Below are 9,986 nucleotides of genomic sequence, written 5' to 3' on the forward strand. Positions count from 1 at the left end.
ACGGGAACTCACTCCATGCTGAGCAGTCCCACCTCATCCTCGGCTAGCTCGAAAAGCCATAACAGGCAGATCGGTTACGTTGTCCGGACCGGACGGATACCGCCCGGTCCTGCAGAGCATGCCGGGTAATGACCCGCGCCGCTTTGCTACTTTACGGGGCTCACTTTCGACGCGAGAGCAGCGCCGGATTTCCAGACACTGTAATGGACGGCGACGCGCTCGCCGACCTTGAAGGACTCGACTTCGATGTTTTCAGGCAGTTTGATCGTTGTTCCCGAGGACAGCGTGATCTGGTCCGCCTTCGCATCGATATTGGTGATGGTCCCGGTCTCATCACGGGCAAGCGCCATTCCCGCCGCCAGGGTCGAGGTCGCCAGAACACCGATCGCCAAATATCTCTTCAGCATAATTCACTCCTTTGATTTACAAGCGTTTTGTGGCCTGATCGGCCACCGGCCGGCATCGCCAGCCATCCAAAAACTAGGCAGCGATCCTTCCCTGCGCTTTGCCGGATTCTTACAAATCGGACAGCGACAGCGATTTTGCCGGTGTTGGAAGAGATATGAGAGAAAACAAGCGATATCACTCGCTCGAGAAAGGCAAAATTTCGACAGGAAAAGATGCAAGCCGCACTCTCTTTCGACGATGCGGCTTGTGAGCTCGTCTTAAAATTGATCTCGCTCTGCTTGCGAGGCGGTTTCAGGTTCGTAGGTCACCGTCATGTAAATCACAGTCACTATGATGGCCCCCAGAAACAGGGCGCTCGTATAGATCGTACCGAATCCCAGGCCGCCATATTCCAGCGGCTGCGAAAGAAGATCTCCGAAAGACGCCCCGAGCGGCCGCGTGAAGATGTAAGCCAGCCAGAAGGCCAGAATACCATTCAAGCCAAGGTTAAAATGCCCGATCGCTATGACGGCAATGATGCCGAGGAAGATCAGCCCGGTCATGACGTAGCCTAGACCGAAGACCTCCGCGATCAGATCGCCGACCGCTGTGCCCAATGCAAAGGTGAAGAGGATCGCCAGCCAGTAGAACCCCTCGCGTCTTGCCGTGAAGATCGAGTGGATGGACAGCGTGCCTTCCTTCTTCCACCAGATGAAGAAAGTGAGCGCGAGAGCAATGGTAAAGCCGACGGTCGATGCCTGCAAAGGCACGCCCAGATTGTCGGTCAGGTTGTCGGTCAAAAGTGTTCCGACGACACTGATCATGACGACGGCGGTCCAGTACGCCCAGGGCACGTAGCGTCCCTGCAGAAATTGCAGGGAAAGCGCGCCGATCAGCACCAGAGTCATGATCGCGGATGTTGCGGTCAAGCCGAGACCCATGTTGACCGCGAGATAATCGGCCGCCGTTTCTCCCATCGTGACGGCCAGCAGCTTGATCAGCCAGAAGTCGACGGTGACCCGCGGAACCCGATTGAGGACATTGTCTGCGACGACATATGATAGCGAGCTCATGACATACTCCCGCTTTACTTGCCCATCAGCGCCATTGCCTCTTGAAGAAAGGCATCGGCGCGTTTGTCATCATCTGCATTGCAGCGCTCGACGGCCTTCGCCTCCAGCGTATCGACCTTCGATTTGGCGTCGGGCGTCAAATTTGCGGAGGCTTTCGCCGTGCGCATCTCTTTAAGCACATCTTCGCACGGGCGGACAGCGGCCGCGTGACTGGTAACGGGAAGCGCGACCAGCCAGGAAAAAAGGGCGACGTTCAGGAGGCGGACATAATTGTGCTTGGTCATGGGGAGACTCCGATAGGCGGCCGGACTGCCGCGTGGTTGATCGTCGGCCACACGCAGATGCGGCCACGCCCCGTGTTCTATGCGGCCGCCTTTACGCGGCCTTTGCTCGAACAATACCGTTTCGTAGGAAATGCCGATGCGCGACAGCCGCCCATCCTTACGCATTTGTAAGAAGCCGTTCAGGTTGCAGACACCTTCTTGAGGCATGTCTACGGCGCTACGCGTCATATATGGCGCGCAAAAGTCGCTGCAGCACTTTGAAACTGCTGCAGTCGTATCGTGCATTGACGGAACCTGGACGGGCATGAAGATCCTCGTGGTGGAAGATGATCAAAAGACGGCGGAATACATCTCTCGCGGGCTTAACGAGGCCGGCCATATCTGCGACATCCTCTCGGACGGCACGGATGCGCTTTTTCAGGTCACCAGGGAACGATATGACGTGCTCGTCGTCGACCGGATGCTACCGGGGCTCGATGGCCTGTCCCTGGTGAAAGCTGCGAGGGCGGCAAAGATCAAAACGCCGGCAATGTTCCTGACTTCGGTCAGCGGCGTAGACGATCGGGTCGAGGGGCTTGAAGCCGGCGGAGACGACTATCTGACCAAGCCTTTTGCCTTTTCCGAGCTTCTGGCGCGCGTCAATGCCCTGGCGCGCCGGCCGCCGGTCCAGGACCGGAAAACGATCCTTAAAATTGCCGATCTCGAACTCGATATTATAAGGCGGCAGGTGCATAGACGCGGAATTGCCATTGATCTGCAACCACGGGAATTCACCTTGCTGGAGACACTCATGCGCGGCGAAGGGCGCGTGCTGACGCGCACCATGCTTTTGGAGAGCGTGTGGGATTTTCACTTCGATCCGAAGACGAGCGTGGTGGAGACCCATATCAGCCGGCTGCGCGCAAAGATCGACAAACCGTTCGATGTTCCCCTCCTCCACACAGTCCGCAACACCGGCTATTGCATACATGCGCCACGATAGATTGCTGCGCAGCACGCCGTTCAGGCTGGCGACATCTTTTGGACTCTTCTTCATCGTCGCCTTCCTCGTCGCGGGCTTTGTCGGCTATGGCCTGATGACGCGCGAACTTTCGAGATCACTCGACGTGTCCGTCAAGGACACCTATTCGGTCGTGGCCTCGACCTATTCCTCGAACGACCTGGAGGATCTCATCGCGGCGGTAGACACCTATTCGATCCTCAAGCGCCCGGAAGACCAGATCTTCCTTTTGCTCGACGGCAAGGGAGAAAAGCTTGCCGGAAACGTTCGCGCGGCAAGCGTCAAACCCGGACTTTCGACCGTTCCTGCGACCCTGTTCGGACTTGGCGATGACGATCCGATGCGCCTTGTCGCCGGGAATGTCGGCGGCAACAGCCTGGTCGTCGGCCAGAGCTACCGTGAAATCGACCAGATCGAGCAGATTGCATTGATGAGCTTCGCCTGGGCCTCGGTCATTATCGTCGCGGCGATCGTCCTGGGGGGTACCATGCTTGCGACGCGCACGCAGCGCCGACTGGAAGCGATCGAGCGAACTCTGATCGATATTTCGGCGGGGAATCTGGCCCGGCGAATTCCGATCCGCGGCAACGGCGACGATATCGACGTCGTTTCAGCGCACATGAACCACGCTCTTGCCCGGCTCTCTGCGCTCGTCGAAGGCATGCGCCAGGTCAGTACCGATATCGCACACGATTTGAAGACCCCCCTCAATCGGCTCGGATTGACCATCGAGCGAGCGCTCCAGCGTCTGGAGCGCTCGGAAAACGTGGAAGACCTGCTTCTTGACGCCAGCGACGAAACAGCCAGAATCAACGCAACATTCGAAGCCCTGCTCCGCATCTCGCAGATCGAAGCCGGCGCACGAAAGACACGCTTCAAACCGGTCGACCTCTGGGCTGTCGTGACCGCGGTCGCAGAAATCTACGCCGATGTCGCGGAAGACAGCGGACAAAACCTGACATTGAAGCCGCTGTCGTCCGGCTCCTGCTTGGTGAGCGGCGACGGGGAATTGCTCACGCAGCTTTTCGTCAATCTTGTCGAAAACGCAATCACCCACTGTCCGCCCGGCACGACGATTACCCTATCGCTGGTACCTGAAGAGCAGCATTGTCGCGCCTGCGTGGCCGATAACGGCGGCGGTATCCCCGAAGAAGAGCGCGAACTGGTGTTCCGGCGGCTTTATCGGCTGGATAAAAGCCGGACGACACCAGGCAACGGGTTGGGGCTCGGTCTGGTAAAGGCAATCGCCGATCTTCATGGCGCACCCATCACGCTTGAAGACAACAAGCCGGGTCTGCGCGCCTGCCTGCACTTTCCGAGAGCGCCGCTCTCCCCTCGCCCCGGCTGAAGCCGATCAAATCGCGCCGAGTACGACCGCGGTCGATAGCCGCAAGAGCCTTTGAAGCGCCTCAATCCCTCGGCATCATCCCAATCAGCAGCCTATTGCCTTGCCTGTTGCCACACCTCCGACACACCAGCCTGCTGGCCAACGAGCCCACCTTCCTGCCGCCGCCAAAGCGCCCCGCCATCTCGTAGCGGTCCACGCGGGCAATCCTCTCGCAAGCCGCGCAGACGGCGCTTAGCTCATACCATTGCGGCAGATCCGCAAGCGTTCGCTCGTAGTCGTCATGCCCCGCAGGCAGCAGTGCTATTCCTTTTCCGTGTCTCATTCCGGGCGGCCTTATGTGCAGCGCTGCGGCTCATTGACTTCCGTCACCATCAGAACATAAAGGGAACAAAAAGGAGTAACAAGACAATGATTCGATTTGCCCCCTCAATAGCTCCGACGAGCTTGCAGCAGAGCACCAAAGCAGCCGGCCATGCCGCCTCATCGAAAGCCAAGGCGGAAACCCCGGTAATCGGGCCTGCGAAGGCTGCCGATGAGAGCAAGGAGATTGCCGGAAGCGGGATGCTGCTTGCCGACCTTCCAGAGATTTCCGCCCCGAATCCAACTAAAACCATCAGGGCTCGCCAACCAAGAAAGCCAAGGACCAAGCCAGAGGCTGCTGTCATACAGCTCGACCTCAACGCCTAGACGGCATGGTTCGCGATGGCACGCCTCCCTGAAGTTGTAATTCCTAGGTGTCCCGTGGGCTTATGCCCCGAGGCGCGACACTCTTCTGGGGATATTGACGATCGCTTTACCTTGAGAGCCCGCAAAGCTTCCCATCCCAGGCAGCCGGCACTACCTCCACTCATGCCATAGAGGAGGAGGGAGACATGAAGTCTACCGCGGAAGCCCTTGCGCAGAACGATGATGTCCGCACTGAAGACATCGCCGACGCCGTCGATTTTCTTCAAAGAAAGATCAATGCCGCTATCATATCGGGCCGCCCCGTATCGTTCGCGGCATACAGATCGAAGGTGGTCATGGAGATGGCCCTAAGCATCCGCACGCAGCACCCGCAGACTCCGGCGCCATCGCAAGGGCACGCTAAGAGGCTGTAAGACCCTTAGATGAAACTGTGCAATAATACTGGAAGGCTCATGCGGAGGTCTATCACTTCCACCCAACCATCCTCTCGCAGCGCCTCTTGTTGTTTGGCTGCCCGCAGAGCCACCTTGCGATCGTCGGTTGCCATGACAAAATCAGACCAACCACCCTCCGAATGGTGGGTATCCCCCGCAAAAACCAGATAGCGTTTCCCTCGAATATCCATATGCCCGCTCCCGTAAGCGCATAACCACAGCGCTCATTTTTAAATTATTCCCCTAGCGTAGTGGTAGCAATAGGTGCTTAGCTATCTATGGTAGATCACCATTGTTACTTGCTCCTAGCAGTGTGGCTGGTGAGCTACAGCGCATATTTTATTCGCCCGGGTGTTGTACCGGACATCGGTCTCTGCAAATTTCTGGTGTTCCCCATGCTGTTGGCAGGGCAGTTGCGTCTTGAATGACTTCGAGCAGGGGATATCTTGAATCATGGAACCGATAGCTTGAAGATGAGTAGAAAGCACCGGGGTTGACCATGACGCTGCAGATCAAGAGAATCTACGAGCCGCCGTCCAAGGAAGACGGCGTGCGTATCCTTGTCGACAGGCTATGGCCGCGTGGGGTCAGCAAAGACGAGGCCCATGTGGATGCCTGGCTCAAGGACATCGCACCGAGCGCGGATCTGCGGCGCTGGTTCGGTCACGATACGGACAAATGGAGCGAGTTTCGCCGGCGCTACAAAGCCGAACTCGAGCACAATCCGGCCGCTGTCGATGAGCTGAAAAGACAGATAGGCCAGTCACCCGTGACGCTTCTTTATGGCGCCAAGGACACCGAACACAACAATGCGGTGGTGCTTCGGGACTTCGTCAGCAGGCAATAGCCTGAAGTGCCGAGCGAACTATGCCGCCGCGACACCATAAGCCCCAGGATACACTTCCCTTTGCATGGGTCAGATCATGACCGGCCACACGGGCAGATTCCTTCACGTATTGCCCCTGCCCTCATGCATCCGCCCGCTCCAGCTTCCGGCCGCTCGGAAGCAGCCGCGCGACGGCGCTCAGAAGATCCGTCTGCGATATCAGGCCGAGAATGCGATGCCCGTCATCCACGATGATGACGGCATGTGTGCGGCCGTCTGTGAGAACCGGCAGGAGCGACAGAGCCGGATCGGAAGCCCGTGCGATCGCCGGCATCGAGATCGCTCGGGCGACGCTATCGGCATTTTCGGACAATTCTCTCAGACCGACCGTTCCGACCAGGCGGCCTTCGGGATCCTTCACCGGCAAAGTGCGAATATTGTGCTTCAACAGAAGCTGCCTCGCATGATGGGGCTCAGCATCCTCGCTGACGGCAATGACATCGCGCGACATGATATCGGAACAGCTGATATCTCCATGTGTCCGGACCACGGCCTGCAACTCGACCTGCCGCAAAAGACGGCCAAGGTCAGCCCGATCGATGTCGAAGGTCTCATCAAGGGCCACGAGAGCCGCATCGACGTCCTCTTCCTGAAACCCCGCCCGCAAGCTCGAAGGCGGGTCTTGTGTCTGGTGCGTATTCTCGGCGGGTTTTGCGACGACATGCGGATAGTTGCGCCTGGAAAGCTTATGGAACACCAGGCCCAGGCCGACAAGGATACAGGAATTCATGGCTACGGGGACAAAGGGAAACAAGACCCCCCAGTTTGCAACGACCGGCCCGCCCAGAACGGCCGTAAGCGCCGCAGCGCCGCCGGGCGGATGTAGGCAGCGGGCGAACGACATCGCGCCGATCGCAAGCGAGACGCCGACCCCGATCGCAATGATCGGATCACGGATGAAATAGGCTGCTATGATCCCCATCATGGCGGAAATCGTGTTGCCGCCGATGATCGACCAGGGCTGGGCCAGCGGACTTGCCGGCACGGCAAACAGAAGCACCGCCGACGCTCCCATGGGCGCGACGATCAGCGGAAGATGCGGCCCCTGACCGAAGAAATAGCCGCTGATGACGCCGGTGAGGCCGATGCCGATCAAGGCTCCGAGACAGGCAAACAGCCTTTCCCGAAGGGTTGCGCCTGCAAGGATCGGAGAAAACAAGTGGAAGCGACTGGTTCCCGTCTTCTGGGAATCTGGGTGCTGCATGATCGAACCGGTTGTATGATTGAGGTGTACGGGGGAGGGGGCGTGGTCGTTTCAGAATTCGCTTTTCATCAGCCGCTGATCGGTGCGCCTGGCGCCATTCAAAACGTCTTGAAAAGCCTCCAGCGCACTCGGGCGTTTATCCTTGCGGTAGACCAGGATCGTATCGACCGTTGCGAGCCGGTGCGTTGCGGAAGCCATCGGCCAGTGCATGAGATCCAGCACCGATTTGGGCATGACGCCAACCGCGTTTCCGGTCGCAACACTTGCCAGGATGGCGTGATAGGAACCGAGCTCCGTCGTCTGCAGATCGCTCGATTGGCGCGCCCAATGTTCGGCAATCCTTCGGTACGTACAGCCGGGCTCCAGGGCGGCGATGGACCCGACGCGGAGATCCGCCGCCGAACGGATCGATGGATGCGCTGACGGCAGGACAAGCAGCAGATCCTCGACGAATGCCGGCTCGGATTCGAGCGTTTCCAGATCGGCCTGAAAATCGGTATCCTCTTCGAGCATCGCTTCCGGCGGAAGCGCGATCAGTGCGCAATCCAGCCTGTCGCACAAGACATCGCGGGTGAGGTCGCGCGATGCGCCCAGCGTCAGATGAACGGGCACGTCCGGCCACATGTGATTGAACCGGCTGAGCGCTGCCGGCAGCCGGCTTGCGGCCGTGCTCTCCATCGTGCCGACCCGCAACGGGCCTGAGGGGCGCATCGGCCTCACGGCCTGACGCGCCTCCAGGGCCAGCGCCGCAAGACGATTGGCATAGACGAGAAAGGTTTCGCCTTCGCGCGTCAAAGTCATCTTCTTGCCGTCGCGGCTGAAGAGCAAGACGCCAAGATCGTCTTCCAGCTGCTGTACCCGCGTCGTCACGTTGGACGGCGCGCGCCCGACGGCTTTCGCCGCCCTGGTGACGCTGCGCTCATTGGCGACCGCAAGAAATATCTCGACCGATGAAAGATCCAACGAAAAAATCTCGATTCAGGAATTAAACTGCCATATCGTTCGCTATATCGAAATCATTCTCAAGGCTCAAGCCGCTTTCGACAGCAAGGCAGCAGTCAGGAGGAAAAGAACGGAATGGCAGAACCGGAGCGACATAAAACGAACGAGGATGAAACCCGCGAATATGCTTCGCCCGCATGCTCGCTGCGTGAAATCGATCCCGCTTATAGCGGCATTCCGGCCGTCACGGCAGAGGACGCCGTTTATGCCTGGCGAAAGGTACAGCGACAGAAGCTGATCGAAGAGCGCATGGCATTGCCGCAGGCGCAACGCGAGGAATATACCCGCTCGATCGCAGCTCATCTCGACCAGCTCGTCGGCGATGTCGCCGGCAAACATGTCAGCTTGTTCTGGCCGTTTCGAGGGGAGCCGGACCTCAGGGGATGGCTGAACGGCCTCGCGGCGCGAGGTGCCATATGCTTGCTGCCCGTGGTCGTCGCCAAAGCCACCCCCTTGATTTTCCGATCCTGGAAAATGGGCGAGCCGCTCGAACGCGGCGTCTGGAATATCCCGGTGCCTGCGGAGGGAAAACCGGCAGCTCCCGATATCCTGATAGCGCCCGTGGTCGGCTTCGATCGGGGCTGCTTCCGGCTTGGCTATGGCGGCGGCTTTTTCGACAGAACACTCGCCAGCCTTGCGCGGAAACCTCTGGCCATAGGCGTCGGCTACCAGTCGCAAGAGATCGACACCATCTATCCGCTTTCCCACGACATTCCGATGGACGTTATCGTCACGCAATCAGAACAGCGATACCGATGAGGCATTGGACATTGACGCCGGGCTTACCGCACAGCCCGGTGCCGAACAGAACGGCACTTCGCCTGTCATTTCGGCAACACGTGCTCTTCTTGCCGCATCTCAACCCCGGCGAACCGCCTTCTTCTCCTGGCATGCGAATTGCTTATCCGAAGCAGATCCTCGAAGAGAACAATGCTCATGTTGCACTTTCTGCCCTCCCTGCTTTTGAGCATTTCCCTCGGTTTGAGTTGGAACAGGTTCATCCTCACCTTCTCGAGCAGGGGCGATTGCCTTCAAGATCAGATGCCGACGACCATGGTTGCGGCTGCTGTCAGCGTTTCGGCCCTCGCGCTGTGCGTCGCCGACAAGGGGGTTCTGTTGGGCGGGACGATCGCCCTGCTTGGGCTTGCGCTTGCGGCCATCAGCAAGGGCCTTCCGCACCCCGCCATCATCGTGGGGATCTCGGTTGCAAGCCTTGTCGCCTATCTCCAGTTCACGGGGCATGTGTTGCAATAGGTCCGCGTGCGAATGCCCGGGACGGCTCGGGACACCACCGCGCCGAGAGCCGGCTCCCCTCAATGGGCGGGTGCCGGCTCCGCTTCTGACGCATCCTGCTTGTGATGATCGGCCGCGAGCAACATATATACGGCAGGCACGACGAAGAGCGTGAACAGCGTCCCGATGGCGAGACCCGCGGCGATCACCAGCCCCATGTTGAAACGGGCGACAGCGCCCGCGCCGGTTGCCAGGATTAGCGGCACGACGCCCAGAACCATGGCTCCGGTCGTCATCAGGATCGGCCGCAAGCGGATGCCGCAGGCACCCTCGATCGCCTCGCGCTTCGATTTCCCCGATAGCTGCAGTGTATTTGCCACCTCGACGATCAGGATGCCGTGCTTGCTGATCAATCCCATCAGCGTCACCAAGCCGACCTGCGTATAGA

At 59.0% G+C, this 9,986-nt stretch carries 13 protein-coding genes; 6 read left to right on the plus strand and 7 right to left on the minus strand.

Features of this window, described 5'->3' with window-relative positions; translation table 11 throughout:
* Nucleotides 1-146: 146 nt before the first annotated feature.
* The 3 genes from Q4Q11_RS15945 to Q4Q11_RS15955 form a co-directional block, all read right to left on the minus strand.
* Nucleotides 147-407: a DUF1344 domain-containing protein gene (locus Q4Q11_RS15945; protein WP_498570090.1), complete on the minus strand. Its 261-nt coding sequence runs from the start codon at nucleotides 405-407 to the stop codon at nucleotides 147-149.
* A 258-nt stretch (nucleotides 408-665) separates the two neighbouring features.
* Entirely contained in the window at nucleotides 666-1,460 is a 795-nt protein-coding gene (locus Q4Q11_RS15950) for a COG4705 family protein (RefSeq protein WP_112512511.1), read from the minus strand.
* Nucleotides 1,461-1,474: 14 nt separating this feature from the next.
* The gene (locus Q4Q11_RS15955) at nucleotides 1,475-2,050 is read right to left on the minus strand and encodes a hypothetical protein (protein ID WP_498570091.1); all 576 of its coding nucleotides are present in this window, start codon (nucleotides 2,048-2,050) and stop codon (nucleotides 1,475-1,477) included.
* Between Q4Q11_RS15955 and Q4Q11_RS15960 the strand changes: the two genes are divergently transcribed.
* The 3 genes from Q4Q11_RS15960 (at nucleotide 2,049) to Q4Q11_RS15970 (ending at nucleotide 5,192) form a co-directional block, all read left to right on the plus strand.
* The gene (locus Q4Q11_RS15960) at nucleotides 2,049-2,726 is read left to right on the plus strand and encodes a winged helix-turn-helix domain-containing protein (protein WP_498570092.1); all 678 of its coding nucleotides are present in this window, start codon (nucleotides 2,049-2,051) and stop codon (nucleotides 2,724-2,726) included. The genes Q4Q11_RS15955 and Q4Q11_RS15960 overlap by 2 nt on opposite strands.
* Nucleotides 2,713-4,092: a sensor histidine kinase gene (locus Q4Q11_RS15965; RefSeq protein ID WP_498570093.1), complete on the plus strand. Its 1,380-nt coding sequence runs from the start codon at nucleotides 2,713-2,715 to the stop codon at nucleotides 4,090-4,092. The genes Q4Q11_RS15960 and Q4Q11_RS15965 overlap by 14 nt, the downstream gene beginning before the upstream one ends.
* 872 nt (nucleotides 4,093-4,964) lie before the next feature.
* Nucleotides 4,965-5,192, plus strand: a complete 228-nt coding sequence (locus tag Q4Q11_RS15970) for an HU family DNA-binding protein (RefSeq protein WP_112512505.1) — start codon at nucleotides 4,965-4,967, stop codon at nucleotides 5,190-5,192.
* A gap of 5 nt (nucleotides 5,193-5,197) precedes the next feature.
* On the opposite strand, the gene Q4Q11_RS15975 is transcribed toward Q4Q11_RS15970, so the two are convergent.
* Nucleotides 5,198-5,404, minus strand: a complete 207-nt coding sequence (locus tag Q4Q11_RS15975) for a hypothetical protein (protein WP_112512504.1) — start codon at nucleotides 5,402-5,404, stop codon at nucleotides 5,198-5,200.
* 308 nt (nucleotides 5,405-5,712) lie between these two features.
* On the opposite strand from Q4Q11_RS15975, the gene Q4Q11_RS15980 reads away from it, so the two are divergent.
* Nucleotides 5,713-6,060 carry a DUF488 domain-containing protein gene (locus Q4Q11_RS15980; RefSeq protein WP_498570094.1) on the plus strand — a complete coding sequence of 116 codons (348 nt, stop codon included), beginning with the start codon at nucleotides 5,713-5,715 and terminating at the stop codon, nucleotides 6,058-6,060.
* A gap of 121 nt (nucleotides 6,061-6,181) precedes the next feature.
* On the opposite strand, the gene Q4Q11_RS15985 is transcribed toward Q4Q11_RS15980, so the two are convergent.
* Both Q4Q11_RS15985 and Q4Q11_RS15990 read right to left on the minus strand, forming a co-directional pair.
* Nucleotides 6,182-7,303 (minus strand): CBS domain-containing protein, encoded by a 1,122-nt coding sequence (locus Q4Q11_RS15985; protein WP_112512502.1) that lies wholly within the window; start codon nucleotides 7,301-7,303, stop codon nucleotides 6,182-6,184.
* A gap of 51 nt (nucleotides 7,304-7,354) precedes the next feature.
* A complete protein-coding gene (locus tag Q4Q11_RS15990; protein WP_112512501.1) occupies nucleotides 7,355-8,266 on the minus strand; it encodes a LysR family transcriptional regulator in 912 nt (303 codons plus the stop codon).
* A gap of 114 nt (nucleotides 8,267-8,380) precedes the next feature.
* Here Q4Q11_RS15990 and Q4Q11_RS15995 point away from each other — a divergent pair, with 114 nt between their 5' ends.
* Both Q4Q11_RS15995 and Q4Q11_RS16000 read left to right on the plus strand, forming a co-directional pair.
* A complete protein-coding gene (locus Q4Q11_RS15995) occupies nucleotides 8,381-9,064 on the plus strand; it encodes a 5-formyltetrahydrofolate cyclo-ligase (RefSeq protein ID WP_112512500.1) in 684 nt (227 codons plus the stop codon).
* A 177-nt stretch (nucleotides 9,065-9,241) separates the two neighbouring features.
* The gene (locus Q4Q11_RS16000) at nucleotides 9,242-9,559 is read left to right on the plus strand and encodes a hypothetical protein (protein WP_162701685.1); all 318 of its coding nucleotides are present in this window, start codon (nucleotides 9,242-9,244) and stop codon (nucleotides 9,557-9,559) included.
* Nucleotides 9,560-9,618: 59 nt separating this feature from the next.
* Here the strand turns inward: Q4Q11_RS16000 and Q4Q11_RS16005 are convergent.
* Nucleotides 9,619-9,986: efflux RND transporter permease subunit (locus Q4Q11_RS16005; RefSeq protein WP_498570095.1), on the minus strand; the 368-nt coding region annotated here is incomplete at its 5' end.

This window comes from Rhizobium sp. UFLA01-1127 (assembly GCF_059803845.1).

Coding starts and splice junctions, on each gene's coding strand:
- Q4Q11_RS15985 (WP_112512502.1), bottom strand. CDS start 7,303: ATGCAGCACCCAGATTCCCAGAAGACGGGAACCAGTCGCTTCCACTTG.
- Q4Q11_RS15975 (WP_112512504.1), bottom strand. CDS start 5,404: ATGGATATTCGAGGGAAACGCTATCTGGTTTTTGCGGGGGATACCCAC.
- Q4Q11_RS15970 (WP_112512505.1), top strand. CDS start 4,965: ATGAAGTCTACCGCGGAAGCCCTTGCGCAGAACGATGATGTCCGCACT.
- Q4Q11_RS15980 (WP_498570094.1), top strand. CDS start 5,713: ATGACGCTGCAGATCAAGAGAATCTACGAGCCGCCGTCCAAGGAAGAC.
- Q4Q11_RS15950 (WP_112512511.1), bottom strand. CDS start 1,460: ATGAGCTCGCTATCATATGTCGTCGCAGACAATGTCCTCAATCGGGTT.
- Q4Q11_RS15965 (WP_498570093.1), top strand. CDS start 2,713: ATGCGCCACGATAGATTGCTGCGCAGCACGCCGTTCAGGCTGGCGACA.
- Q4Q11_RS15945 (WP_498570090.1), bottom strand. CDS start 407: ATGCTGAAGAGATATTTGGCGATCGGTGTTCTGGCGACCTCGACCCTG.
- Q4Q11_RS15960 (WP_498570092.1), top strand. CDS start 2,049: ATGAAGATCCTCGTGGTGGAAGATGATCAAAAGACGGCGGAATACATC.
- Q4Q11_RS15995 (WP_112512500.1), top strand. CDS start 8,381: ATGGCAGAACCGGAGCGACATAAAACGAACGAGGATGAAACCCGCGAA.
- Q4Q11_RS15955 (WP_498570091.1), bottom strand. CDS start 2,050: ATGCCCGTCCAGGTTCCGTCAATGCACGATACGACTGCAGCAGTTTCA.
- Q4Q11_RS16000 (WP_162701685.1), top strand. CDS start 9,242: ATGTTGCACTTTCTGCCCTCCCTGCTTTTGAGCATTTCCCTCGGTTTG.